We start from the raw sequence: 26,196 nt of genomic DNA, 5'->3' as shown, positions 1-26,196 counted from the left end.
ATTTTTTTGCAGTATAATCCCAATAAGTATGTTTGATACGAAGGCGGTCAAACCAAGCCGCTTGCAGTTTGCAGACCGTACAAGAAGATACAAATAAATTTACCAAATTTCCCCTTAACCTGTTAAAATGAAAACATATACTACTAGTGAAACCTAAATGATGCTAACCCGGTGGATTGCCCAAGGAAAATGAGAAGGTGATAGGGGAGATATATAATGAAAAAGAGGTCAAGGTTGCGCAGACGTATTCGGGAATGGCTAGAGAAAAGGCGAGTGCGGAAAGAAGAAAACCCGCTCCCTAGTTTTTCAAACCGTAGTGCTAATGACCGTCAGCAGCAATTGAACAAGCCGGAAGAATTGTCTAATGATTAACCAACTAACCTAAGAAATGGCTGATATCAGTTCAAAAAAATAGGTCCAAACAAAAATGACGTGTGCTAATACACGTCATTTTGAGTTTTATTAAGTAATTAATGAATGAAAAATTAATAAGGTCAAATAAAAGAGGGGTTGCTTCGAGATTCAAGAAAAAATGGTGATGAATACTAGAGTTTATGGGAAATAAGCCTAAAAATAGCTATTGCTATCGTGGCAGCTTGAACAACAGAAATGGATTTGGTGTCATGCAAAAAGTCCATTCTTTTTGGCCTTTTCTTTATTTTGGAACAAGTGGCAAAATATTGGACATAGAGACAAAACATATAGTATTTTTATTTTGTGTCACGAAATTATTTGGGAGGGATAAACATGGAATACCGTCGTTTAGGAAAAACAGGACTAAAAGTGAGTGAAATAAGTTTAGGCAGCTGGCTTACATATGGCGGGTATGTAGAGGAACAAAATGCTACAGCTTCAATCGATAAAGCCTATGACCTTGGGATAAACTTTTTTGATACTGCCAATGTTTATATGCGCGGGGAAGCAGAAATTGTAGTCGGAAAAGCCCTAAAGAAGTTCGTACGTGATTCCTACGTTTTAGCCACAAAGGTATTCTGGCCAATGGGTGATGGGCCGAACGATCGTGGGTTATCCCGAAAACATGTAATGGAACAATGTCATGCGAGTCTTAAACGCCTGAACACAGATTATGTGGATATTTATTATTGCCATCGTTTTGATCAGGAAACGCCGCTGGATGAAACATTGCGGGCCTTAGATGACCTTGTACGCCAAGGAAAAGTATTATATATCGGGGTTAGTGAATGGACAGCTGAGCAAATTACAGAAGCGGTTCATCTTGCAGACAAAAAGCTCCTTGACCGAATTGTTGTGAATCAGCCACAATACAGTATGCTTCAACGGTATATTGAAAAGGACGTCATCCCAGTATGTGAAAAACATGGCATTGGCCAAGTCGTTTGGTCTCCTCTTGCCCAGGGTGTTTTAACTGGTAAATATCAGAAGGGTTCTCAGGCTCCTGTAGGAAGCCGTGCATCACAAGAAAAATACAGTAATCTTTTTGGATTACTCACTGAGGAGAATCTTGATAAAGTGGAACTACTAAAAGAGGTTGCCAAAGAGAATGACATGTCACTTGTCACCCTGGCACTATCTTGGATTTTACGACAACAAAATGTATCCAGTGCTCTTGTAGGGGCAAGTCGTCCTGAACAGATGGAGGAAAATGTAAAAGCATCAGGAGTAAAGTTAAATGCTGAAACCCTCGCTCGAATTGAGGACATTTTAAGATAAAGCTCCGTTAAGAATATATTTTTTCTTTGAAAAATTAGGAAGAAACACCGTAGAATTGGTGTTTCTTCTTATTCTAATATCAGTTAAATACCTTGCAAATATCCTCGTATTCTCACTTTTCTCATGACCTAATAAACTCTGAATGACTCAGTATCAGAGTTACGTGTGCAAAGCACGAGTTCAATTCCTACCTTTTCGGCAAGAACCGGCTGGTAGGCTTTTTTGGCAATATCGCCAAGTCCAATTATTCCAATTCTCATATTTTCCACTCCATATTATTTTTTCAAACTTTTTAGAGCATTTAAAAAAGTTTGATGACAGTAAGAGTTATTATAAATTGGTTAAAAATCGTCAAAAAGATGGTGTCGGTACCTATAATAATTCCGCATTTTAATGGGAATTATAACTGTATTTCATACAAGGGAATGGTTTCATATGTATATTTTAATTAACGCTATATTTGTTATAGCAGGAATAATTTGGGGTGATTGGAGAAATTGGAAACAATATTATTCAACCATTCTTTTCTTTATAATAGGGGATTTTTTACATAATTTTTTACTTTATCAAAAATCTATGTGGATATTCCATGATTTAATCTTACCTAAACATACAATAATTTCTCTTGTGCAAATGGTTTTTTCATACAGTGCGACTACGTTGATTTATTTAGGGAGATTTCCTAATAGCTTGGGAAAACAGTCTTTATGGTATTTGCTATGGTGTGGGATGTATTTATTAATTGAATATATTAATTACAAGTTAAAATTCATTACTTATCATCATGGTTGGAATTTTGGTTGGTCAGTTATCTTTACGGGCATCATTTTCTTTATTTTACCTATTCATCAAAAAAGGCCACTTTTAGCGTGGTTTGTATCCATTATCATTGTCTTATCTTTATTGGGTATTTTTAATGTGAAGATTAGCGATATGAAATAATGCGAGAAAAATTTAAACATATATATGTAATCAATATCCAGAGTTGGTGATATTCCAAGTCAAGAATTTATCCAGCATATGAGCAAGTCCAGAATGTAAAAAAAAGCGAAGGCGGCCAAATCAAGCCGCCCTCGCTTTTTTCTGAACAGTGTTGCGACAGTTGAAGAAATTTATTGTTTACTATTGTTGAGCCGCCTCGTCATTTTTATATTCCAAAATGTCTCCAGGTTGGCATTCTAATGCTTTGCAAATGGCCTCTAAAGTGGAAAAACGAATGGCCTTGGCCTTTCCATTTTTCAAGATGGAAAGGTTAGCCATCGTAATTCCGACCCTCTCCGAAAGCTCCGTTACGCTCATTTTCCTTTTAGCCAGCATCACATCAATATTAATTATGATCGACATGTTTTCACCTCACACTATTAAATCATTTTCAGATTTTATATCTATGACTACTTTTACAAGTCTTTGGAGGACGCCAACAAAGGTTGCGATTATGCTTGAAGCAAAAGTGAGCATAAATCCCAAGCTTATAATACCTGTTATGTCTTCACCTGTACCTGCACTCAATATAACGACAGATATGATTCCAGCTGCAATAAAAGCAATGATGGTAATCGCACAACGTTTGATTACCTTCAATGCCCTTAAAGATAATTCCGTGAAAGCATTGTTTTTATCAATGTAAACTAAAAGTTTAAATGCTTGATACAACGCGATGAAAAAGGGCGTAGAGAATAAATAAGCAGCTAGTAAAAAGGGATATTGCAAGTAAGCAGTTTCTGGATGTGCTTCTGCATCTCTACTGGCTATCTCAGGCAGCAAAAATATACACAAACCAACTGCCGCCATTCCGATAAGAATAATAACTCCCTTTAGGAAAAAAGTTGCCGATCGGTTCATAAAAAACACCTCACAAATGATTTGTAATACAAACCTAGACCGTTAAGTCATTTTCTGATTTGATATCAATTGCTTCTTTTAACAGTTTTTGAAGAACCGCTGCAAAGACGGCAATCACCATGGAAGCAAAAGGAACAACCAATCCGACAAAGATGACACCAGGGGCGTCGTCCTTCTCCGCAAACAGATAGAAGAGCGGCAAGACAAGCACATGTAAACAACTGATTGTTATGGCACAGTATTTGATTTTCTTTAATGCCTTAACAGATAAATCGGAGAAAGCAATATTTTTGTCAATATAGCGTAAAAGTTTGAAAGCCTGATACAAAGCAAAGTAAAAGGGGATCGCCGATGCATTAAAAACGATGGCAACCCCATATTTTATAAAAGCAAACCCAGGAAGCAACTTTACTGCAAGTTTCACTAACTCAGGCACCAAAAAGATGCACAAAGCAAGAACAGGGATCCCAATCAGAATAACAGCTATCTTTAAGAAGAGTGTTGATACTTGTTTCATAAACAGCACCTCACAAATTTATTGTTAATGTGAATGTAACACGGAATTTATTGATTATCAATAAATTTTTATTTTTTATTATGATATTTTTGCTGTTATAAATACATAGTTTTTAAAGCTTGCTCCAATATTTTCTTAGTATCATCATGATATTTATAGAATTAGCATTTTTTGGAATATAATAGTAATGGTTGAAACTATTCAGATTTTGGAGAAATAACGATGGCGAATATTTTATATTACTTGACCTTTGGAATGGTTGCGTTTGTTTTTACCATTTTTATATTCATGCTTTTTGGTTGGCGTTGGATCATGAAACGGATGGTGAAGCAAATGGGAAAGATTATTTTAACAGACAATTATCAAGAAAATGTGATGGAATTGATGCCAGGTCTCCGGCATATGGGCATTCAAAATATGCTCGAAAATAGCTTACGGGCGGAAACAGGCGATGTTCTTCACCGTCCGCTTGGCTCATCAAAAAAATGGCCGCATTTAGATTCGATTACCTTTATACCTGCCCAAACATCACCTTTTCCGATTGACAGTGAAGAAGATGTTGATGTGGAAGTAACCATTGGGTCCCAAGCGAAAAAACCGATGAAAATAAAAATCCCGTTAATGATCAGCGGCATGGCCTATGGGATTGCTCTCAGTGAGGAAGTGAGACTTTCATTGGCACACGCAGCGAATAATGTTGGAACCGCCATTAATTCTGGAGAGGGGGCCGTTTTGCCTGAAGAAATAAATGTCGGCGGAAAGTATATTTTACAGTTTTCCAAAACAGATTGGTCAAAAGAGGAAGAATTAATTAAGCAGGCCGATATGATCGAAATTAAGTTGGGACAAGGCGCATTATTCGGCACAGGTGGGAAAATCTCTCCAAAAAATTTAACGGGCCGCGCGCGTGAACTGATGGGGTTAAAGGAAAACGAGGATGCCGTGATTTATGATAATTTTGTTGTAGATCAAACGCTGGATGATTTGAAAGAACTTGTTGATGAGCTTCGGAGTATAACTGGTGGTGTTCCTATTGGCGTAAAAATTGGGGCGGGCGGGAAAATTGAAGAAGATATTGATCATTTAATCTATATGGGTGTTGATTATATAGCGGTTGATGGAGGTCAAGCTGCCACACTCGGTTCCCCCCCTATTTTAGCTGACGACGTAGGAATCCCAACTCTGCATGCGATTGTCAGGGCTGCTATTCATCTAGAAAAGAGAAACATGAAAGGAAAGATTAGTTTAATTGCCTCTGGCGGACTTCTCGTACCCGGGCATTTTTTAAAAGTGCTCGCTCTTGGAGCCGATGCCGTATATGTAGGCTCCTCTATGTTATTTACCGTCTCACATCCGCAATCATTGAATGCCCTTCCGTTTGAACCGCCGACACAAGTTATTTGGAATCAAGGGAAATACAAGGATCAATTTAAGATTGAAGTAGGGGTAAAATCCGCGGAGAAATTCTTAACAGCGTGTACAGAAGAAATTAAGATGGCATTAAGAGCAATGGGTAAGCGTTCTTTAAAAGAGTTATCAAAAAAGGATCTGGTATCCTATGATGAATTGACTGCCCAAATGGTGGGAATTCCGTTTTCCTTTGATCCATGGGAAGAAAAACAATTGGAGAACTGACTATGGCGAACATTTTATTTAATTTGACTTTTGCACTACTGTCCCTATTATTTGTCATATTTCTATTCATGCTTATTGGCTGGCGCTGGATGATGAAACGAATAGTGAAATTGGCTGGTAAAATTATTTTATCTGACAGTTATCAAGAAAATATTATGGAACTGATGCCTGGCCTTCGGCATATGGGCATTCAAAATGTGCTGGAAAATAGCTTGCGGGCAGAAACAGGAACGGTTCTTTTTCGCCCGCTCGGCGGCTCTGCAAAAAAATGGCCGCATTTGGAATCCATTACTTTTATCCCGGCACAAACGTCACCATTTCCAATTGATGGTGTAGATGAGGTAGACGTTACCGTTACCATTGGACCAAGGGCAAAAAAGCCAATGAAAATTAAAATTCCATTGATGATCAGCGGAATGGGCTTTGGTATTTCCCTTAGTGAACAAGCTAGACTTTCTTTGGCTAAAGCAGCAAATAAGACAGGAACGGCAATTAACTCTGGTCAAGGTGGAATTCTACCCGAAGAATTAAACGCTGCCGGAAAGTATATTTTACAAATTGCTAAAACAGATTGGGCAAAGGAAGACCACTTATTGAAGCGTGCTGATATGATTGAAATTAAATTAGGCCAGGGCGCTTTAGCGGGAATGGGCGAAAAAATTCCGCCCCAAAGGTTAACAGGCCGTGCCCGTGAAGTAATGGGACTTAAGGAAAATGAAGAAGCAGTCATTTATGAAAATTTTTTCGAAGATCAAACATTGTTAGATTTAAAACAACTTGTGGATGAACTTCGGGTACAATCTGGTGGAGTCCCCATAGGTGTCAAGATTGGCGCAGGTGGAAAAATGGAAGAAGATATTGACCATTTACTCTTTATGGGTGTGGATTTTATTACCATTGACGGCGGACAAGCAGGCATGCACGGGGCACCGCCTATATTATTTGATGATTTTGGAATCCCAACATTGCATGCTGTAGTGAGAGCTGTAAACCATCTGGAAAAAAGAAAGATGAAAGGGAAAATTAGTTTAATCGTATCAGGAGGCATGTTAGTCCCCGGACATTTCTTAAAAGTGCTTGCACTCGGAGCCGACGCTGTATATGTAGGCACCGCCATGCTGTTTGCTCTTGCACACGATCAAGTATTAAATGCCCTTCCATTTGAACCACCTACACAAGCAATTTGGTATGACGGCAAGTTCAAGGATCAATTTAAAACCGAAGACGGGGAAAAAACAGCGGAGAAATTCTTAACAGCTTGTACTGAAGAAATGAAAATGGCATTAAGATCAATGGGAAAACGCTCTTTAAAAGAGTTATCAAAAAAAGATTTAGTTTCCTATGATGAATTGACGGCTAGAAAGGTCGGAATTCCGTTTTCCTTTAGACCATGGGAAGACAAGCAAGTTGAGAATTAGTCATGATAGAAAAAGGTTAATCCCCCAGCCATTGGATGGGGGATTTTTTCGGGCGCCAACTTGCGGATAAGGTCCTGGAACTTGCGGATGAGGCCCCGCAACTTGCGAATAAGGTCCCGCAACTTGCGATGAGGCCCCGTAACTTGCGGATAAGGTCCCGCAACTTGCGATGAGGCCCCGTAACTTGCGGATGAGGTCCGCCAACTTGCGGATAAGGCCCTGCAACTTGCGGATAAGGCACACCAACTTGTGGATAAGGTCCACTTATCAACTAATAGATTGAATTAAAAATCCGGATACAACCATGGTATCCGGATTTTAACATAAGATTCCATTCATCTCTGATAATCCGTGGTAATAGATAACAAGATTTACTGTTCCTAATTATCTTGAAAAGTTTTCGATGATCGCAGGGATCATTTCATAAAAAATCTCAAGAAACATATTGACCAGCATGACGGCTGCGGGTATGACTAGAATGGCAAAGCTTATATAAGCAAGTTTCAGCCTGCCATTTGAATTCCCGATCCATTTGGTTATACGTTCGATGGACCATACTAGAAGAAAAGCCCCAATAAAAAACAATGCCGAAAACAATGAGATGCCTAATGGGGCTTGCGGTCCAAATAATTCGTTGTTTGGATTTGACAAAAACAAAGGGGTACCAAAAATAATTAAGCTAAGCAACCCAAAGTAAAATCCCTTTCGTCCCCAGCGCATTCTTGAGCTTTGAAAAAGAATCGTGTAAATGATACTGTTGGCCAGTGTTACGGCAATTCCTAATATAACGATCATCAATGTTCCGGAAAAATGGAATCCACTCGCCATATGCGGGAAGAAAAACGCAATGATTCCCATCACCAATCTCAATAAAAGCCCAAAAATAAAGCCAGTAAAAATGGCCCCAATAAAGGAAATACCCAGATTTCTCGTGATTCTTTTCCACCGCATTGAGGCGGTTTCCTTCACTGCTTCAGCGCTTTGCTCCCCCTTTATAATAATCACTCCTTGCTCAAATTTTATCATCAGTTTCTGCAATATTATGTTTATTCGGGGTTACGTGTCAGTACGATTGAAATTGTTAAAAAATGGGCCTTTTGCCGCATGCTAAGAACATGGTAATTCTAAAACTCAGAGTCCATGAAAAAGGGACGATCGTCCCGGTAGTTATTGGGAGGTTCATAACGCCTGAACTGTAGAAAAGGCCTTCGTCCCGTTAGTATTGAAGATTCATATCGCCCAAACTGTTGAAAGAGCGATCGTCCCGGTAGGTATGGAGGGTTCATAACGCCCGAACTGTAGAAGAGACGATCGTTCCGGTAGTTATGGAGGCTTCATAACGCCCGAACTGTAGAAGAGGTGATCGTCCCGGTAGTTATAAGAAGGATCATAACGCCCGAACTGTTTAGAGAGGGTTCTTCCCGGTAGTTATGGAGGGTTCATAACGCCTGAACTGTCAAAGAGGTGATCGTCCCGGTAGTTATAAGAAGGATCATAACGCCCGAACTGTAGAAGAGACGATCGTTCCGGTAGATAAGGAGGCTTCATAACGCCCGAACTGTCGAAGAGGTGATCGTCCCGGTAGTTATAAGAAGGATCATAACGCCCGAACTTTTGAAAAAGCTATGGCCCCGGTCATTATGAGAAGTATAAGGCCAGTTGTGCTGCTCACGACATGACCGTGATTCAACATGCAGCGAATTGATTCGGGAATACTTAGTTTTTATTAGGTTTACCATTTATGGTAAGCCTGTTTTTTTCTTTTGCGTTAAAATGGAAACAGGTTGGAAATTTAGTGGAAAGGGATGAAATTGGATAGGTTTGAAAAACTTATTATTTTATAAATTCACCATAAAGAGATTGTCCCTCTTTAACTGTTAATCTAATTAATTTTTTCAAAATACTAATTAAAAGGGGAAAGAAAAAGTATGAAAAAAATCACAAGTCTTTTTCTAGCGGCTATGTTGCTATTCTTAGTTTCATGTTCAGCTGAAAAAACAGACAAACAACCTAAGGAAACAAAAAAAACAAAAAGTGAGAACGTGAATGTTGATAAAGGACTATTGAGTGTCACAATCACTTTGCCGGCCAGCATGTTTGAAGATCAAAACGTTGACGAAGTAGTGGCAAACGCCCAAAAAGATGGTATTACAGCAACGAAAAATGCAGACGGTTCAATCACTTACAAAATGTCAAAATCGAAGCATAAAGAAATGATGCAGGAAATGAAAACGACTGTCATCCAAACAATCAATGACGCCAAAAGCGGTAAAGATTTTCAATCTATTAAAGACATAACCTACAAGGATGATTTCTCTGAATTTACTCTTGTAGTAGACAAAGCAGCTTACGAAAACAGCTTCGATGGATTCGCCGCACTGGGTCTTGGAATGTCAGGGATGATGTATGAATTATTTAATGGAGTTAAGCCGGAAGAATATAAAGTTACCATCAACATTAAAGACCATGCGACTCAAAACGTATTTGACCAAATCGTTTATCCAGATGCATTAGATAAAAAATAGAAAAGGGGAAACAGACATGAAAAAGATGGGGTTATTTCTAGTATCTTTAATAATCATTCTTGCACTATCTGCCTGCGGGCAAGACACGAAAGATGTGGCAGTCAAGGATACAGCCGCAGCAAAACAAGAGCAGCCAAAGAAGAGTGAGGAAAAGAAGCAAGAGCAAACGGTATCAAAACTAGGTTCTCGCACCAACCCCGTACCATTTCAACAAACGGCAACTGTGGATGATGAATTGTACAATGATGCAGGAGAGTCATTTCCTATCAAATTTGATTTAACGATGGAGGAAGTCACTCGTGGTGACGCAGCTTTTCAAAAATTAAAAGCAATGAACGAATTCAATGAGCCAGCTCCAGAAGGATATGAATGGGTATTAGTTAAAGCGAAAGTAAAATTCACTGAGTCAAAAACACAAGATTTATCCTTTAACATTGATGGAATCATGAATTTTAAGATGGTCAGTGAGAGTGGAGACATCTATTCTGGTGATGCATATGGTACAACTGATCCAGATTTTTCATTTGAAATGTACGTTGGAAATGAGAAAGAAGGGTATATTGCTGGACTTGTCAAAACCGGAGAGAAGGCGCAGCTTCGCTATGAAGAATTGATGGATGGACAGGTTTTCTTTAACTTACAATAAAGATAAGTCTTCAAAATAAATTCAGTAAGATATTGGTAAAGATGAAAGCGAAGGTGATTAAGCCTAAAAAACCGGATACGACTAGTGTATCTGGCTTTTTAGATTAGGAAGAAAAAGATTAAGGATGATGTAAAAGCAGTGCTATTTGTTGGTTCTTATTTTTAATGATATCTAAAGATCCTAATTAATTTTTTTAGCCAGAAGCAACCTGTGTATTCTTGGAAAAAATGATTTCCTTAAACATATCGACATTTTTATTCGCGTACAGGGTGGGTTTTGTCACCCAGTAAAATTTTTGCAGCATATTATGTCCGGAAATTCTCATGACTTTTAGAGTACCTTTTTGCACTTCATTTTTAACAGCCGAGTAGAAAACAATTCCTACTCCTAACCCATTTTCTACTGTCCGTTTCATTGCCTCAGTATCTCCGATTTCCATCGAATTCGAGGGGGTAAATTCTATCCCAAGCTGTCTCAATGTATTCTCCGCAAGCTTATGAGAACCGATCTCCATAATTATGAAATTTGCCTCAAGCAGCTCTTTGATCCCTAATTCATCGTCTTGCGCCCAAGGATGATCCGGTGAGAGGATGAACACAATCTCGTCTTCCGCGAATGGTTCTTCTATCAGCGAATTCATCTTTATTTCCTCCACGACAAGTGCCACATCAATTTCATCATTTAATAGTTTTCCAATAACTTCTTTTGTTCTCCCAACCTTCACTTGAATAACGTTATCTTCCATATACCTCTTACACTGGGAGATAATTCTTGGAAGAAAATAGGTACCTATCGTTAAACTTGTCCCAACTTTGATTGGGTTATTACTAGTCTGTTGTTCTTGGGTGGCGAGGAATGATTGGTCATATAAAGAGAGAATTTTCTCCACATAGGTTACTAATGTTACGCCTGCAGGAGTCAAGGAAATATTCTTCGAGCGAATAAATAATGGAACATTGTACAACTTTTCCAGGTTTTTAATATGTTGGCTGACAGCAGGCTGGGATATATGTAATTTTTCTGCTACTTTAGAAAAATTCTTATCCTTCGAGAGAGTTAAAAAAATACGATACATTTGCTCAATGTCCATAGGATTCCCTCTTTCTTATACCTATAAGCATTGACTTATAGGACATATAAAAAATCAGTATTTCCGTAATAACTTAATTTTAATTATAATCCAATTAATCGAATATTCAATATTTTTAAAGTTAAGGGGGAGAAAAGTGAAAATTATCTTAAACCTAGTAATAGTAGGGGCCATTCTTCTTATTTTTGGCTCCGATCACTCGGTATTAGCCGCTTGTACCATAATGGGAGCAACTGGTACAGCGACCCTTGGCAGGCGTGTGTTTCTGGCATCGACCAGTGATAACCCTTACCTCGAAGGTCCGAGGAAACCTGTCGTTGTCACCATCCCAAAAGATGGGGGATATAAATTTGTGCACACCCCTTGCCTGATTAAAGACGCTTCCGGGGAGCTGGTTGATATCGGTTCGGATAGGGGGATGAATGAAACAGGTTTTTCCTGGACGAGAGCGTGGGTAGTTCCGAAAGAAGGGGAAGATCCTGAAAAATTAAATGCAGTTGATTGGTTTTTAAAAATGGGAGCAACAGTTTCGACGGTTGATGAGGCTATCACATTTGTAAAAGAGAATCCAAAGGGATTCGGCACTCAGGGAAATTACCTTTTTGCGGATCGGAATGGGAACATGGCTGTGGTAGAAGTTGGCTATAAGACGGTTACAGTGGCCGAGACCTTCACGAGCAAAGACTTGGGAATAGCAGCAAGAGCCAATAGGTGGGAAACGGATCCGATGGTACCACTCGATGATAGCAAAAGAGGAAATACCATTCATTTTGATTCCTCTGAATTCCGTTATCATCGAGCGATGAGTCTCTTAAAAGAAAACGTATCACAAATTGATGTTGAAACGATGAAAAAACTAATTAGTGATCGAACTCCTGACCCAGGAGCAGCGCACGAAAAGTCGATTTCCAATCACGGTCTTCAAAGCGGGACAGTGAGTACTGAGATTTATGATCCACAAAATCTTACTTTCTGGTATACATACGGCTGGCCAGATGGTGAAGAGAATCACGTCGATTCTGCTATCTTTGGTGAAAATAAAAACACATGGGGCCAATGGATTCCGTTTGTACTAACTGAACTGGAAGAGGAAGGGTATTACACTGATTGGGCTGGGAACATCACTCCAATTGGGGCTAGATACTTAGGAAGTAAAATTGGCAATGTTGAGAGCGCTTTATTTTTAAAAAAATAAACCATAAATTACAGGAGGTAAATCAATTTGAACGAACCTAAAAAAATTGGAATGCTAACACCATCATCGAATACAGCTTTGGAGCCGATTTGCTCAAGGATGCTGCATGATGTTCCGGAGGTAACTTGTCATTATAGCCGTTTCGAAGTGACGAAAATATCACTGGAGCAGGATTCATTAAGTCAATTCAATATGGAACCCATGCTTCGGGCGGCAGAATTACTGGCACACGCCGAAGTCGATGTGATTGCTTGGAACGGAACATCAGGAGGATGGATCGGCTTTGATGTAGACCGAAAGCTATGCGAAGAGATTACGAAAAGAACAGGAATCCCGGCAACCACTTCCATGTTATCGCAAATAAGAGCATTCAAAGAGCATGATATTAAATCCGTCCACCTTGTCACTCCGTATATTTCTGAAATTAATAGATTAATTGCGGAACAATACAAAAATGAGTGTGGAATAGAAACGGTAAATAGTTCCGGACTCAATATTACACACAATCGTTCGTTTAGTTTGGTGCCCCAGGAAAGAATTGAAGAGCAAATTAACGAAGTGACCGTTTCTCCTGCAGATGCTTTAAGCATTGTTTGCACGAATTTCCCTCCAGTTGCTAGGGTTAATTATTATGAAGAAAAATACAAAATGCCAATGTACGACACGATTAATGTGCTTATTTGGGAATGTTTAAAAATGGTAGATGTAGATCCTGCCAAAGTAAAAGGGTGGGGAGCATTGTTTTCTAGGGCAACCGTAAACCAATAAATTAAACCATGCCGGTCATCTCTAGAAGATTAGTAAACAAGCTTATTGTCTGGGCTGATAGTGCAGCATAGAATGAAAACGCTTTATAAAGATGTATGAGCACATACAAGAATCAATGAGTTGCCATAAGAAAGTGGTGTGGATGGACTAGCAAGAACCCATATTTTACGGGAACTTCAGGTGGAATGAAATTCTCAACATAAATCTGGTCATAAGTATCGCTTTTATAAAATAAAGGGGGAGCTTTGATGACAAGTCCAGTAATTCAACCAAATCAAGAAAGTCAACCAATACAAGGATATGACATTACAGGAGTAGAAGAAAGTTTACGGCCAAATGACCCTGAAAAAAGAATCATGAGTCCACTAAGTTTTGGACTGGCGTTCACAGGGGATGGGGTAAGTTTAGGAAATATGGCGATTGGAACGGGATTGGTTGTGGCTGGAACCGCAACCATGAATTTCATGCAAACGATGGTTTCGTTGCTTATTGCAACAACTATTATCGGTGCTGCTTTTCTAATGAATGACAGTTTTGGCTATCGCAATGGTGTACCGTATGTCATTCATTTAAGAATGGCGTTTGGGATGAAGGGTGCCATTCTTTCGTCCATCTTGAGAGGCGTTCCTGCAATCGTTTGGTATGGGTTTCAGTCGTGGATTGGAGCAACCGGATTAAGTGAAATTATCAGAATTGCAACTGGTGGAAAAATTGATAGTATTCCTATTAGTTTTGTTATTCTTCTAGTCATCCAAATTGTTTTATCTTTAAAAGGTTTCCACACCATTAAGTGGTTGAACTCTCTAATTGCCATCGTCCTAATGTCATCATTTGTTTATGCGGCTGTAGTAGTTTTAAAAGACCATAGTGCAGTCATTCATTCAACCTGGGTAGAAGCAAAAGGAACATGGGGGCTCCCATTCTGGTCATTCACAATGGCCTTCCTTGGAAACTACGCCGCGCTTTTCCTAAGTGCATCTGATTATTCACGTGAATTAAAAGTAGGAGTAACAGCACCTAAACGGTTTCTAATGTACTTTACACCGGTTACGGTAACGTATTTTACGGTCATGAGTCTTGGCGTCATGCTTGCTGCTGCAACAGGCCTTGCGAACCCTGTTCAAGCATTCGCAAAAATTGTTAACAATGATTATATTACGTTCATCGTCTCCGTTTTCGTTGTTCTGGGAGCGGTTGCTGTTAACCTGATTGCAAACATTGTTCCGGCAGCTTACATCATTCAATTGTTTACAAAAGTAAAATATAAAGTTTCAGTCGTCATTGCAGGCTTGCTTGCAATGGTATCATTCCCTTGGAAATTGATTCAGCCTGGTTCATCAGATGGACTCCGAATCTTTATCCTTACCTATTCTGCCTTCTTAGCACCAATCACGGCAATATTAGTCGTTGACTATATCCTATTGCGGAAGAAAAAGGTAGATATTAATGAATTATACAATCCGAATGGTCAGTTCAGCGGGTTAAATATGGCTGCAGTGATCGCCATGGTCATTGGCGCAGCCAGTGCCTTTACTGTCGTCGATCTTGGCTGGCCGATTGGATTAGTGGTGGGCGGAATTTCCTACTACTTGCTGAATAAATATGGATTTAAACAATCTGTATTTAAAAAAGGAACCATTTTTGAAGAATAGATTTAACACCTAAAAGTCAATTGAACCGAACTTAAACTGCACCTCCATGGTTTTTGTTTAGGTGTTGGGATTACAAGTGTGGAAAACGAAATAGAGTAATAGAGTAGGGTGTTTTAACATTAATATAGGCTGTTTTCGTAAACTTTGTTGTTATGCAAAAAAGTAGTGGTTGGAATGAGCTTCACTCTGCGAAAAAGCTTGATTATGGGTTGGCACCCTTGGAAGTAATAAATAAGCGGACGTTTTTCCGTTATTAGCAAAATGGAGCTTATTTAGTAAAAATAAGCGGAGGTTTTTCCGTTATTCAATAAAAAGCTCCCGATTTTAGCGGTTTAAAATCAAATAAGGGAAATTCCTCCTTCTATTTCAGCTAATTTACATCCATTTTCCTAAATAAGGGGAAATTCTCCCTCTATTTTTTTTGAATGAGCCTTAAGCAACAATGTTTTAGAAAAGAGTCTTTATATAAATAGAAAGGATGAGGGGAAATGAAGTTTGATTTGGTGATCCAAAATGGAAGTGTCGTTTTAAAGGACTCTGTTGAAAAAGTCGATATCGGTATTAAGAATGGCAAAATTATCGAGATATCCCAACATATTAACGATTCTGCCAAAGAATATGTCGATGCAACTGGCCAATATGTCATGCCAGGGATGGTGGATGCCCACGTTCATCTTAGTGAACCGGGGAGAGATTGGGAAGGGTTTGAAACAGGAACAAAAGCCTTGGCCGCCGGCGGAACCACTTCTATTGTTGATATGCCTTTAAATGGACTTCCAGCTACAACAAATAAAGAAGCACTTAGAGGTAAATTAAAATGTGCGGAAAATAAAGCCTATGTGGATTACGCTCTATACGGGGGACTAGTACCCGGGAACATCGAGGACTTAGAGGATCTTTCCAACGAAGGAGTTGCCGCATATAAATGCTTCATGGCGACAACGGGCAGTGATGAAGTCGGTGACTTTAAAAACGTGGATGTTTACACCCTTTATCAAGGCATGAAGAAATTGGCTGAATTGGGGCATTTTTTATCGATACATGCGGAAAATGCTGAATTCACAGATCAATATGCCTTAGATAAAATCAAGCAAGGCAAGGTAACGATAAGGGATTATGTGGAGTCAAGACCTGTTATAGCGGAAGTTGATGCTGTAAGACAGGCGTTATTTTTAGGAAAAGAAACGGGATGCAAACTCCACTTTGTTCATATCAGCAGCAGGCAAGCGGTAGAGGAGATAATAAAAGCCCGCGAGGAAGGCCAGGATGTCACGTTGGAATCCTGTCCCCACTATTTCACGATGGATTTAGAAGCCTTTGAAAAAATTGGCCCTGTAGCGAAATGTGCGCCGCCATTACGCGAAAAAGCGGAGCAGGAGCAATTATGGGAAGCACTTTTGGAAGGGAAAATTGATTTCCTAACATCCGATCACTCCCCGTGTCCGCCAGAAATGAAGCAAAGTGACACCAACAATATTTTTGAAATCTTTGGAGGCATCTCGGGCTGTCAAAATAACGTTGATTTGATGTTTGACGAAGCGGTCAAGAAGCGCGGCTTATCGGTTCACCGTTTTGCCCAACTGATTGCCACAAATCCGGCTAAGAGATTTAACTTGAAACAAAAGGGCAGCATTGAATTGGATAAAGATGCGGATATCATCCTGCTTGACCCGAATCAATCCTATCAGGTAAGGAAGGAAGACTTATATTACCGTCATCAGCACAGTCCTTATATTGGCCGAACCATTGATTGTCGTGTCACGAAAACATTTGTGAGAGGACAGCTTGTATTTGATCTTGAAGAAGGAATCGTTGGTCGACCAGTGGGGAAATATCTTTCCGCAAATAGTTTAGTAGAAATTTAAATCCATATATTGTAATAAAAGAATGGTGTAGGAAGAATTCCTGCGCCATTTCTGTTTGGAGTGGGGATGCAATAGAGAGCGGAGCCGACTCTCCAGGGTTCATCTTGAGAAATGGTGATTACAGCCATAGAAATGTACAAATGTACCACTATTGACATAGTTCTTACCACTAAATGACAAAGAATGGACCAGTTAAGACAGGCTGTTTACCAGTTTGTTTTATTAATGATCAGTTAGGCAGTTTTTCCACTGGCAGTGAATCCTGTTGAGAGAGGTTAGTTCAATTAGGAATTACAAAATATTTACAGAAATATAATGATAGTATTGGAAGTTCCAGGGGGAATAAACGGAATGTATATAGGAGTTGGTATTCTCGCTTTAGTATTCATTTTTATTTCATTAATTCAGACTTTATGGAACAGGAATTGGAAATTAATTTACACTGCATACGGTAATGAGGAATACTTTAAGATAATTGCCATATTAAAAACAGAAGGAATAAAGTTAAAAATTGAGACTCCATACAGAGGCATTGATAGCCGAATTACTCGATTTAAGGATAATACACAATATGATATTTATGTAAAAAAAGATGAAGAACATTTAGCTGTTAAAGCGTTGCAAAAAAGAAATAATCTTTAATTAGTATAGGGTAAGCGCTGCCTATTCTTATTGAAAAGGGAGTTTAGTTTTGACAAAGTCCAATTTGATAATACAAAATTACCCAATTAGGGTTATTATTAATTTAATATATTCATTGAAGTAGGTGTGAAAATGGATTTACTGGTCGGATTCTTAATATTTGCGGGAATTTTTGCGATTTATGATGCTTTAAGAAAGGTGAATAATAATATCTTAGACCAAACAGAAGAGATAAAAAAATTACGCGAAGAATTAACAAAAGGTACTAAAAATTAGAATAATCAACTTAGGTATATCTGATCTTCTTTCTGCATCCGCTACAGCTTTTTGATTTCCTGCTTAACAAGTTCCGCAGCAATTAACTGGTGTTCCCTTTTAAAATTGCTGAACTTTGCAGCTATTCTATTTCCATCGAAGGGCTTTAGTAAATTGCCCATAATTTGTCGCGTTTCGAAACAGACGTGCGGTAACAGCGTCTATATTAGGTAAATTAAAGACTCTGTTAATAGTCATTGTTGATTTTCGTATAGGTACGAGAATTCATAGGCGGAGAATTTCCGGCTAAAGTATTAAGAGGAAGCTTAATAAGCAAATATAAGCGAAGAAATTCCGATTAACTGCTCTAAATAAGGTAAAATCCAAAGATTTGGATCAAATAAACGGAAAAACTTCCTTTATTTTTAAGGAAATAAGGGTATTTCCCAATTTAAACGGAATTTTTCCGTTTATTTTTCAAACACAGTAAAATCAACATTCAGTTATTTATTATTTTGGGACCCTTATTAAAGTAACTAGCAGGATAGTGGAATAGGAAATTTATAGGAATATACTGGTTCCAAATTTTAAGTAAATCTCAAATAACGGTTTTGACTAAGCTTTCATTATTTTGAAGCATACTATACAAAGCACTGTGATTTAATTAATGTTTAAGATGAAAAAGGATGGTGTAAGATGAAAAAGCAGCTTCCACCTGGCCAATTCGAAACAGAAAAATGGCCAATACTGCACACAGGGGATGTTCCCGAGTTTAATGAAATCACATGGAATTTCAGGCTTTTTGGTGAAGTGAAGGAAGAAAAGTCCTTATCCTATAAGGAAATCATGGAGCTTCCCAAGACCATATCAAGCGTTAACATGCATTGTGTTACCACCTGGTCTAAATTTGATACAACTTTTGAAGGAATTGCACTTAGAGAGTTATTGAAATTTATTGAAATTAATGAAGGTGTAAAATACATTAAGATTTACGGTTACTACAATGGGGACAGATTTGGTTATTCTGCAAACCTGCCGCTAGAGCCTTTATTAGGGGACGATTCTTTGTTTGTTTACCGTTGGAAGGATAAAAATCATGATTGGCAGGATATTGATCAAAAACATGGTTATCCACTAAGGTTTATTCCACCAGAAGTATTTTATCTATGGAAAGGCTCAAAGTGGGTTTCAGGGATTGAGTTTATGAAAGTAGACGAGGCTGGTTTTTGGGAAGAGCTTGGCTATTCGATGACAGCAAATCCATTTAAAGAAGAGCGGTACCGTTAACATAGGCTACGAAACAAAAAGGAGGGTGAGAAGTACTTAAACTTTTGATACTTTGCTTCTAATAAAAAAGCAAGGCCATTTTTTTGTAACGGTGCAGGTTAATGGAAGAAGAATGGATTCCAGTTATTCTGAATGGAAGAACGACAAAAACAAAAACAGAAAGAAAAACCGTAGTATTTTTCTCATTGAGGATCTATTTACATTGTTAATAAAGACTAATAGTTAATTCAAAGTCAATAGTGGACAGAAATTGAAAGAAAACAACTCATTTTGTTCACAAACGGGTGCAATAATGTAAAATGAGCGATCCTTAGAAGATTGCTTTTTTTTATTCGCTTACGTTACAGTTTGAATAAATTAAATGGGATAAAAGATACACAAGTTATTCGAAAAAAGGTTAAGTAAGGAAGATTTGGCAAATCATAAGTAGAAGGAGGATTTGAAATGAAATTTACTATTCGTCTTTTCTTCAGGGAAAACTTTAATAATTCAATATTTGAAAGAGAGCTAAAAAAATCTTTAGAGGAAATTAGTGTATCTGTTAAAAGTATTAATTTTAATCAATTTGAAGAAAAATACATACATAATAAAAGGAATATTATTGAGATAAATGTTGAAGTTGAAGGCGACTATATCGATTACAGAACCGTTTTTGGTTGTGTGTTTTTAGTATTAGATGAACTTTCTTTAAATTTATCTGGATTAGATATAAATGAATAATAGGCTTCCCTAAGTGCTTTTTTATTTCCAAATTTTCACAAAATCTGTTTTTTAAGGAGGAAATTATGAAAGAATTTATTATTTCATATATAGAAGATAATGAAATTGGTGGCCATAAAAAGGAAATCCTCGTTTTGGGCGAAGACTTTCAATCATGCTATGAAGAGCATATTCAAAAATATCCAACCATGGTAGGTATTGTTCAGCAATTTGATGAAGAGCACGAAACCATAAATTTTCTCCGACCTAACAATATTCAAATAGAAAAAGTTACTGACGAAATCTTCGAGGAAGAAGAGAAAAAAAGAGAGGTTTATGATGGATGATATATATCTACATTTCAGACTAAAGTGTTGACCATTTTGACAATGCTGCAAAATTCATAGCTAAAAATTATCGAAAATCGGGCTGTTAAATTTGGTGGCTAAGCTGTTTTGTTTAGAGTAAGAACCTAGTTTTCCCATAATAAGTGATGCTGAGACAGTCCCTCTCTTATAGATTGAGCTAGTCGCAAAACATCCTCATAATTTTCTTTAATTACTTTTGTATTTATTTGACCACGTAATATGGACTCTAATTTTGGATAATCGCTTGCCTTGTTTATTGTATATAGCTTTGAGTCTGATAGATCTCTTATCCTTGGAGCAATCTTAAATCCTAATAGATGAGTTAATCCAAAAATTTGATCAGTTTAGGCCACTTGTGTCTGAGAAATGCTCTTCTATGTTTAAATCAGTATAGAAAAAAGTACAAACAAGGATAAAACATCAACCACTGATAGTTCGCATATTTTAATGCATTGGCAATTTCTCTGTGAAAACTCATAAGTATAATCCGATTGAAATTGGATTGTATATTTATAAGAATTTCAAGTATTAATAAAACTGTGCCTTTTAATACTTACCGTTTAAATACTGTCCAAATCCAGGAAGTGCAATGCTCCACATTAATTTTTCAAATATGCTCTTATTCACTTAATACCCCAGCAATTATGCTTATTAGACTTCTTTGGCAATTTCTTCTCTGTTAGGAGCAAGTGAGGGTGTTCTAACCATTTTTTTGTACCATAATATTAAACCATTTCTTTGTTCGAGAAGATTTTTGAGATTAGTACCCTCATAAGCTGTCACAATGCCTGTACTCATGGCTGATGCTAGTCCTGCCCAATGATAGTTTTGTGCAGCTTGAAATAATAAACCGATATGATACATCATTAACTTACCGGAAAAAGAAGAGTATGTTGAAGTTGTAATTTCTGTTTCTCAAGATTTCGGAACTGGTAAGTTAATTGTTTATATTATTTTTGTAAATATTTTTATTTGGACCATCAGCCGTGTTCTGGGAATCAGTTAAGAACTTTTTTTATTCTTTTATTAGAGCGACTTGACTGAATACGATAGAAAGGGTTTTAGGCATAATGCTCTTTTTAGGTTGAAAGAAATACAAATGATTTCTTACGCTGCTAATTTTTAACCTTTTCCGAAAAATCCATCTGTGAAATCGCGGCTGTACGTCTGCTCACTTGGGGGGGCATGACGCTGTGAGTGTCGCCTATGGAATTCGTGTAACTTGCCTATGTGCCGAGAAGTTTCTATTTCTTGATTAACACCTGCCGTCGTTTCTATTTATGTGACCAATTAGACACAGGTGGTTCATTAAACCAATTTTTCCTTATTAATAACTTCAGCCCTTTTTCTGAGTAGTTTTCAATCATCTTGATTAGTTCCTTTAAAGAATCTATATGATCCTTTTTATAACTGGATACCATTGCATTTTGTAGATGGGTTATACTTACTGGATTAAGGAACATTATTAAGTTTGCCATTAATTTATCTGAAAAAGGTGATTCCTTTACTTTATTAACGTGAGCCTCTAGTCCAGTTGTAGTTGGAATTCCATTTTCTCTATAGATATCGGATAAAGAGGCTGATTGATAAAATGCTAACTTTTTCCCTTCTAGTATAAATTTCTTTGTGTCCATATCCTCTGCGACTTCGGAAAAACCGGTACAAAGAGCAATTCCAACATTGTTACATTGAAGGGCACCGAACATATTTGCCAATTCTACCGCATTAAGTGGTCGTTGCTGAGTTGATGCAACTTTGAATAGTTTCCCATCCCTTTCATCTGCTTTTTTATAAGAGAACGAATTATTTTGTAATAAATTTTTATCATTAAGCAATTTTAATAAAGATAGATCTAATTGAATTACATCAATAAGTAGTTTTTTATAAAAATTTTTTACTTTATAATCTGTTAATTCAACATATTGAACAGCAAGCGCTAGTAATCCATTACTCGTTATATGCTTTAAGATCTCTATAATTAATTGATCTGAAAATAGCTTTGTTGTTGAATTATATATATCATCTTCCCCGAAGAACGGTGTATCTTTATAACCTTCCTCAGACAATAAATGAGTAGCCTCTTGTTCTTGATATGTAGAGATTTCATATATTTCATTTAAAATATTCCTTAAATCGGTATCCTCAGAGGTTTCATTAAGATATTTTAATAAAAGATTCATCATATTTGAACTTGATTGTAAGTACCAAAGGAAACCTAATTCATTTACGTTCATTTTTTATACCCCCTAAAGACTCAAATTCTTTTTTTATTTTGTCAAAAAAAATTCTTGATTATTCATGAATCAGTAATTCTTCCTAAATACACTAGAGTTTCATTGTATGGGATTTAACCTTTCGAAAAGGAACAACATTTTATATATCCGACCAAACTGATGTTGGTAATATAATGATTCAAGAATATTGATGTTGAAAAGTTTGCTATTTACTGTCCCCATGAGTATCGGTCAATGGTACTTTGAAAAGAATTGTGGATTATTCAAATGGAATAAATGGACACCTTTCCACACTTTCGGATCGTGTACTTTCACAATGTTTACAATTAGAGTTTTTGTCGGACTTTTAAAGAAATTTGATAAATTAAAGGGTAACCTAAATAATTAGGGCTGCCAATTCTGACAGCTTTTCTTAGTAAAGTAACGTGGAGTGGTACAAGAGAGTTAAAAATCGAGTCCTATCTTTTATAGCACTTGACTGATATCGTGCATTTAACTTAATACAAGGGACAGTCTAACTGCCCCTTTTTATTCATGGAATTTAGTTTTAAAAAACCAGTTGTGAAAAGCTTGTGTTAAGTAATCAGTTATCCAAATTGTTATAAAACTCCAATACCAAGTCCATTTTTTATATTTAATTAATTTTGTATATTTCACTGCAATTATTTCAAAGATGACTATTACAGAAGTACTAATAAAGCAATGCAGGATTTTTAAAAGGTTAGATTTATTTTTTGGATAGTACAAACTAAATAAAGCGCACAGTCCAGGATATATAAAGTATTCAAATGAAAAAGAAGCTTTATTTGCTTTTTTGAAAAAAAAGCGATATGGATAGGAAATTAAGTTTTTTTCTGCCACTAGTAATCCAAAAATCCATGTTAGTACTTGTTTAAATAAAAATACAACTATTGATTCACGAATTTTATTTTTTGGTGTCAATATTATTAATAATAATGACACAATTATCCAGGATGAAATTTCGATAGTTTTCTCTGCTTTGTATTTCATTAATTATCCTCCTTTAATCAATAGTTTTTACTTTTAGAATTGATTAATTCAATTTTTGTTTAAGGTAAAATTGCCTTTTACAGGGACATGAATGGAATGCTCACCTTGTGGGTGCCTACCCAACTTATGGTAGAGGTACTGGTACAAGCGAGGTCTCTACTGCAACAGCAAAACGATGGCGTCGACCCCTTAGCGTCACAAGGCGCCCTAACTTTGTCCCGTGATGGACGTTTTCTACTTGCAGTTGTGGTAAAATCTTGTGGCCGTAATCAAATGGTTAATAGAATGCAAAAAAGCGGAGAATAAATTAATTCTCCGCTTTTTTGCATTCTAGTATTATTTTTAAGGCATCAATGAGCCCAGGGAGTTTTTCATAATTTGGTTGATCGTTGTTATTTATGATCTCATTGATCCTGTTTTGGATTCGGGTCTCTGCCTCCTCAATAGTAAACAGAACAACTATCTCCATTTTCCATCGTCCACCTCGAATCTTTTCATTAATATATGTGAAAAAATTGAAAGTGCTTGTACTTTTCCCCATTTTAAACGTAGGACCAAAGTTTAAGAATAGGCTACAACTTGTTTACATATTTTTCTTTTTTTAAAGAGAGTTATCAATTTAGTTAAGAGTTAATAATACCAGATAAATCGACATATTTTAATAGATTGCTTGTCTATAATGGCAACAGTCAAGGGGAACGGAGTAGAGATAATAATTTATCTGGAAAGGAGGGAAGTGATAGTAGTTTTAAATCAGTACAGTGATAAAAAAACGAGAATTAAAGAAAATAAACACAAGGCCGAAGCCAAATAAATTAAAAAATAATAGAAAGGGTTGATACTTTATGAAAAATCGGTTCAGAAGTCAAAAAAGGAAGTTTATAAAGGCTTGTTTGGCTAATAAACATACAGGGAACATAAAATTCCGTGTCTCAAACCTAATCATGATTGCCAGCTTCTTCTATAAATAGAGGTGATAAAAAATCGGAAATATACTACGAAACGCTGTTCAGTTAAAAAAGAAGCATTTAATTAACAAGCTCATTAAACAAGGAATTTATAAAAAAAATAACAAGCATCTATATGAGTTGACATTGAATGAGCTTGAAAAAGAGTATAAATTCTATGGGCATGAATGACCTTGTTTTTATTGTAGGCTAGGCGGAACCAATATAAAAACCATTCCAAGCGAGAACAAAGTACAATAAACCATTAATATCCAAATTGGTAAAGAAAATAATCCGCTCCAAACGTAATTGGGGCGGATTATTTTTATTTATCAACAGTTAGAAATTTCTACTATAAAAGCGAATAAATAAATTAAACAAAAAAGCGTTTCTGTACAAAGCAGAAACGCTTTTTCTTAAGCAAGAATAGAATTCAGTTTAAAATTCTATTCTATTAAGTCAATGATTAAAAAAACTCATTATCAATATTTATAAAACTAATTTTATTTATTATCTTAACTTTGTTAATATTCTAATAAATCAAAATACTATTGTCAAAATATCTTACATGACTCTAATTATTAACATTATTTTACTTATTTTTCAAGAGATAAGGAGAGGTTTTTCGTGAATGTCATAGATTTAAGAAGAGATTTTCATCGTTATCCTGAATTGGGTTTTACTGAATTCAGAACCGCTTCAAAAGTGGTTGAGGTCCTAAAGTTTTTAGGGTTTAACGTTTTATATGGCGAGGATGCAATCGATTCTGACTCTCGTCGTGGGGTTCCATCTAAACGAGAATTGGACGAGGCGTATACAAGAGCAATAGAATTCGGTGCCAATCCGGAAATAATTGAAAAAATGAAAGGCGGCAATACTGCAGTCGTAGGAGAATTAAAAGGAAAAAAGGAAGGGCCTACAGTAGCTTTCCGATTTGATATGGATGCATTACCTATTCATGAGAGCAGGGAAGAGGATCATTATCCGTACGCGGAAAAATTCTCCTCTGAAAACTCTGGAATTATGCACGCATGCGCGCATGACGGCCATACGGCCATGGGGCTGTTACTAGCTGAAAGATTAGCAGACCGAGAGTTTGCTGGTACCTTGAAACTAATTTTTCAACCTGCAGAAGAAGGAGGACGAGGCGGATATGCGATGTCCCAAAAAGGGATTGTCGATGACGTGGACTTTCTGTTTTGCTCCCACCTTGGATTAGATTTGCCACTAGGTGAAGTTCATGGAGGAAATTCAAAATTTTTAGCCTCTTCCAAAATGAAGGCCTATTTTTACGGTGTTCCATCCCATGCTGGCGGTACGCCTGAAAAAGGCCGCAATGCCTTACTAGGAGCAGCTACAGCTCTATTAAATATCCATGCCATCCCTCGTTTCAGCGGTGGGACCACTCGGGTGAATGTAGGAATATTAGAAGGCGGAACAGCGGCAAATATTATTCCGAGCGAAGCTTCCATGGTCATTGATGTCCGTTCTGATAAAGCAGAAATAAAAGACGAACTAGAAGAACGGGTGAAGTCCATTGTAGAACATAGTGCACTGATGCACGGATTAACATCTAAGATAGACATGATTGGCGAAGCGACTACAATCCAACCTGATTCAGAGTTGGTTTCGGTAGTGCTCGAAGAGGCAAAGCAAATAGAGGGGTTTACATCTTTCAAAGAAGATTGTGACATTAGCCTAGGCAGTGAAGATGCTTCTTTCCTTATTAATAGGGTTCAAGATAGAGGAGGAAAGGGAACTTACATGAATATTGGTTCCCCATTACCGGCGCCGCACCATCATCACAAATTTGATATTGATGAGGCTGTTCTGCCGCTAGCTGTTCAACTTTTAGTAAGAATTGGAAAACGGATGTTAACTTAGAAGAATAGTTCTAAATTCAACATA

At 37.2% G+C, this 26,196-nt stretch carries 28 protein-coding genes and 3 pseudogenes; 19 read left to right on the top strand and 12 right to left on the bottom strand.

All coding sequences use genetic code 11. The annotated features are described in order from the left end of the window. The first annotated feature begins 216 nt into the window (after positions 1 to 216). Both ACZ5B7_RS17780 and ACZ5B7_RS17775 read left to right on the top strand, forming a co-directional pair. Entirely contained in the window at positions 217 to 372 is a 156-nt protein-coding gene (locus ACZ5B7_RS17780; RefSeq protein WP_464490380.1) for a hypothetical protein, read from the top strand. 375 nt (positions 373 to 747) lie between these two features. Beyond that, positions 748 to 1,692 carry an aldo/keto reductase family protein gene (locus ACZ5B7_RS17775; RefSeq protein WP_464490379.1) on the top strand — a complete coding sequence of 315 codons (945 nt, stop codon included), beginning with the start codon at positions 748 to 750 and terminating at the stop codon, positions 1,690 to 1,692. A 128-nt stretch (positions 1,693 to 1,820) separates the two neighbouring features. On the opposite strand, the gene ACZ5B7_RS17770 is transcribed toward ACZ5B7_RS17775, so the two are convergent. After that, entirely contained in the window at positions 1,821 to 1,952 is a 132-nt protein-coding gene (locus ACZ5B7_RS17770) for a hypothetical protein (protein WP_464490378.1), read from the bottom strand. A 175-nt stretch (positions 1,953 to 2,127) separates the two neighbouring features. Here ACZ5B7_RS17770 and ACZ5B7_RS17765 point away from each other — a divergent pair, with 175 nt between their 5' ends. Continuing rightward, entirely contained in the window at positions 2,128 to 2,634 is a 507-nt protein-coding gene (locus tag ACZ5B7_RS17765) for a CBO0543 family protein (RefSeq protein ID WP_464490377.1), read from the top strand. Positions 2,635 to 2,814: 180 nt separating this feature from the next. On the opposite strand, the gene ACZ5B7_RS17760 is transcribed toward ACZ5B7_RS17765, so the two are convergent. Genes ACZ5B7_RS17760 through ACZ5B7_RS17750 form a run of 3 tightly spaced genes read right to left on the bottom strand, consistent with a single transcriptional unit; the run spans position 2,815 to position 4,051 of the window. Next, entirely contained in the window at positions 2,815 to 3,036 is a 222-nt protein-coding gene (locus ACZ5B7_RS17760; RefSeq protein ID WP_464490376.1) for a helix-turn-helix domain-containing protein, read from the bottom strand. A 9-nt stretch (positions 3,037 to 3,045) separates the two neighbouring features. Beyond that, entirely contained in the window at positions 3,046 to 3,534 is a 489-nt protein-coding gene (locus ACZ5B7_RS17755) for a DUF2975 domain-containing protein (RefSeq protein ID WP_464490375.1), read from the bottom strand. Positions 3,535 to 3,568: 34 nt separating this feature from the next. Further along, complete coding sequence (locus ACZ5B7_RS17750; protein ID WP_464490374.1) at positions 3,569 to 4,051, bottom strand: DUF2975 domain-containing protein; 483 nt, start codon at positions 4,049 to 4,051, stop codon at positions 3,569 to 3,571. A 222-nt stretch (positions 4,052 to 4,273) separates the two neighbouring features. On the opposite strand from ACZ5B7_RS17750, the gene ACZ5B7_RS17745 reads away from it, so the two are divergent. Both ACZ5B7_RS17745 and ACZ5B7_RS17740 read left to right on the top strand, forming a co-directional pair. Further along, positions 4,274 to 5,686, top strand: a complete 1,413-nt coding sequence (locus ACZ5B7_RS17745) for an FMN-binding glutamate synthase family protein (RefSeq protein ID WP_464490373.1) — start codon at positions 4,274 to 4,276, stop codon at positions 5,684 to 5,686. A gap of 2 nt (positions 5,687 to 5,688) precedes the next feature. Beyond that, positions 5,689 to 7,104, top strand: coding sequence for an FMN-binding glutamate synthase family protein (locus tag ACZ5B7_RS17740; RefSeq protein WP_464490372.1), 1,416 nt, complete (start codon positions 5,689 to 5,691; stop codon positions 7,102 to 7,104). 384 nt (positions 7,105 to 7,488) lie between these two features. On the opposite strand, the gene ACZ5B7_RS17735 is transcribed toward ACZ5B7_RS17740, so the two are convergent. Continuing rightward, complete coding sequence (locus ACZ5B7_RS17735; RefSeq protein ID WP_464490371.1) at positions 7,489 to 8,130, bottom strand: hypothetical protein; 642 nt, start codon at positions 8,128 to 8,130, stop codon at positions 7,489 to 7,491. 902 nt (positions 8,131 to 9,032) lie between these two features. Here ACZ5B7_RS17735 and ACZ5B7_RS17730 point away from each other — a divergent pair. After that, positions 9,033 to 9,629 (top strand): hypothetical protein, encoded by a 597-nt coding sequence (locus ACZ5B7_RS17730; protein WP_464490370.1) that lies wholly within the window; start codon positions 9,033 to 9,035, stop codon positions 9,627 to 9,629. A 16-nt stretch (positions 9,630 to 9,645) separates the two neighbouring features. Continuing rightward, positions 9,646 to 10,275 carry a hypothetical protein gene (locus ACZ5B7_RS17725; RefSeq protein WP_464490369.1) on the top strand — a complete coding sequence of 210 codons (630 nt, stop codon included), beginning with the start codon at positions 9,646 to 9,648 and terminating at the stop codon, positions 10,273 to 10,275. Between the two features lie 193 nt (positions 10,276 to 10,468). On the opposite strand, the gene ACZ5B7_RS17720 is transcribed toward ACZ5B7_RS17725, so the two are convergent. Beyond that, complete coding sequence (locus ACZ5B7_RS17720) at positions 10,469 to 11,365, bottom strand: LysR substrate-binding domain-containing protein (RefSeq protein ID WP_464490368.1); 897 nt, start codon at positions 11,363 to 11,365, stop codon at positions 10,469 to 10,471. A gap of 136 nt (positions 11,366 to 11,501) precedes the next feature. Here ACZ5B7_RS17720 and ACZ5B7_RS17715 point away from each other — a divergent pair, with 136 nt between their 5' ends. From ACZ5B7_RS17715 to ACZ5B7_RS17675, 9 genes are all read left to right on the top strand, one after another. After that, the gene (locus ACZ5B7_RS17715) at positions 11,502 to 12,560 is read left to right on the top strand and encodes a carcinine hydrolase/isopenicillin-N N-acyltransferase family protein (RefSeq protein WP_464490367.1); all 1,059 of its coding nucleotides are present in this window, start codon (positions 11,502 to 11,504) and stop codon (positions 12,558 to 12,560) included. A 27-nt stretch (positions 12,561 to 12,587) separates the two neighbouring features. Further along, positions 12,588 to 13,328: a maleate cis-trans isomerase family protein gene (locus ACZ5B7_RS17710; RefSeq protein ID WP_464490366.1), complete on the top strand. Its 741-nt coding sequence runs from the start codon at positions 12,588 to 12,590 to the stop codon at positions 13,326 to 13,328. A gap of 248 nt (positions 13,329 to 13,576) precedes the next feature. Then, entirely contained in the window at positions 13,577 to 14,980 is a 1,404-nt protein-coding gene (locus ACZ5B7_RS17705; RefSeq protein ID WP_464490365.1) for an NCS1 family transporter, read from the top strand. Positions 14,981 to 15,468: 488 nt separating this feature from the next. Beyond that, positions 15,469 to 16,845: an allantoinase AllB gene (gene allB / locus ACZ5B7_RS17700; protein ID WP_464490364.1), complete on the top strand. Its 1,377-nt coding sequence runs from the start codon at positions 15,469 to 15,471 to the stop codon at positions 16,843 to 16,845. A gap of 351 nt (positions 16,846 to 17,196) precedes the next feature. Continuing rightward, positions 17,197 to 17,487: a hypothetical protein gene (locus ACZ5B7_RS17695; protein ID WP_464490363.1), complete on the top strand. Its 291-nt coding sequence runs from the start codon at positions 17,197 to 17,199 to the stop codon at positions 17,485 to 17,487. Between the two features lie 132 nt (positions 17,488 to 17,619). Further along, positions 17,620 to 17,763, top strand: coding sequence for a hypothetical protein (locus ACZ5B7_RS17690; protein WP_464490362.1), 144 nt, complete (start codon positions 17,620 to 17,622; stop codon positions 17,761 to 17,763). A 675-nt stretch (positions 17,764 to 18,438) separates the two neighbouring features. Beyond that, positions 18,439 to 19,029 (top strand): molybdopterin-dependent oxidoreductase, encoded by a 591-nt coding sequence (locus ACZ5B7_RS17685; protein ID WP_464490361.1) that lies wholly within the window; start codon positions 18,439 to 18,441, stop codon positions 19,027 to 19,029. A gap of 444 nt (positions 19,030 to 19,473) precedes the next feature. Next, on the top strand, positions 19,474 to 19,749 hold the full coding sequence (locus tag ACZ5B7_RS17680) for a hypothetical protein (protein WP_464490360.1): 276 nt from the start codon (positions 19,474 to 19,476) through the stop codon (positions 19,747 to 19,749). A 65-nt stretch (positions 19,750 to 19,814) separates the two neighbouring features. Then, positions 19,815 to 20,075: a hypothetical protein gene (locus ACZ5B7_RS17675; RefSeq protein ID WP_464490359.1), complete on the top strand. Its 261-nt coding sequence runs from the start codon at positions 19,815 to 19,817 to the stop codon at positions 20,073 to 20,075. A gap of 96 nt (positions 20,076 to 20,171) precedes the next feature. On the opposite strand, the pseudogene ACZ5B7_RS17670 reads toward ACZ5B7_RS17675, so the two are convergent. The 5 genes and pseudogenes from ACZ5B7_RS17670 to ACZ5B7_RS17650 all read right to left on the bottom strand — a co-directional run. Beyond that, a pseudogene (locus ACZ5B7_RS17670) lies at positions 20,172 to 20,486 on the bottom strand (Tn3 family transposase); the annotation flags it as partial. Positions 20,487 to 20,490: 4 nt separating this feature from the next. Continuing rightward, a pseudogene (locus tag ACZ5B7_RS17665) lies at positions 20,491 to 20,696 on the bottom strand (hypothetical protein); the annotation flags it as partial. A 51-nt stretch (positions 20,697 to 20,747) separates the two neighbouring features. After that, positions 20,748 to 20,963 carry a hypothetical protein gene (locus ACZ5B7_RS17660; protein ID WP_464490358.1) on the bottom strand — a complete coding sequence of 72 codons (216 nt, stop codon included), beginning with the start codon at positions 20,961 to 20,963 and terminating at the stop codon, positions 20,748 to 20,750. A 407-nt stretch (positions 20,964 to 21,370) separates the two neighbouring features. After that, complete coding sequence (locus ACZ5B7_RS17655) at positions 21,371 to 22,330, bottom strand: DUF3231 family protein (protein ID WP_464490357.1); 960 nt, start codon at positions 22,328 to 22,330, stop codon at positions 21,371 to 21,373. A gap of 528 nt (positions 22,331 to 22,858) precedes the next feature. After that, a complete protein-coding gene (locus ACZ5B7_RS17650; RefSeq protein ID WP_464490356.1) occupies positions 22,859 to 23,341 on the bottom strand; it encodes a CBO0543 family protein in 483 nt (160 codons plus the stop codon). A gap of 69 nt (positions 23,342 to 23,410) precedes the next feature. Between ACZ5B7_RS17650 and ACZ5B7_RS17645 the strand changes: the two are divergent. After that, a pseudogene (locus ACZ5B7_RS17645) lies at positions 23,411 to 23,587 on the top strand (lactonase family protein); the annotation flags it as partial. Positions 23,588 to 23,648: 61 nt separating this feature from the next. Here ACZ5B7_RS17645 and ACZ5B7_RS17640 read toward each other — a convergent pair. Further along, positions 23,649 to 23,810 (bottom strand): hypothetical protein, encoded by a 162-nt coding sequence (locus tag ACZ5B7_RS17640; RefSeq protein WP_464490355.1) that lies wholly within the window; start codon positions 23,808 to 23,810, stop codon positions 23,649 to 23,651. A gap of 514 nt (positions 23,811 to 24,324) precedes the next feature. On the opposite strand from ACZ5B7_RS17640, the gene ACZ5B7_RS17635 reads away from it, so the two are divergent. Then, positions 24,325 to 24,480 carry a Fur-regulated basic protein FbpA gene (locus tag ACZ5B7_RS17635; protein WP_464494514.1) on the top strand — a complete coding sequence of 52 codons (156 nt, stop codon included), beginning with the start codon at positions 24,325 to 24,327 and terminating at the stop codon, positions 24,478 to 24,480. Positions 24,481 to 24,915: 435 nt separating this feature from the next. Continuing rightward, positions 24,916 to 26,172, top strand: a complete 1,257-nt coding sequence (locus ACZ5B7_RS17630) for an amidohydrolase (RefSeq protein WP_464490354.1) — start codon at positions 24,916 to 24,918, stop codon at positions 26,170 to 26,172. Positions 26,173 to 26,196 lie beyond the last annotated feature (24 nt).

This window comes from Neobacillus sp. S1115, assembly GCF_055385565.1.
This window is presented reverse-complemented; position numbering and strand designations above follow the sequence as displayed.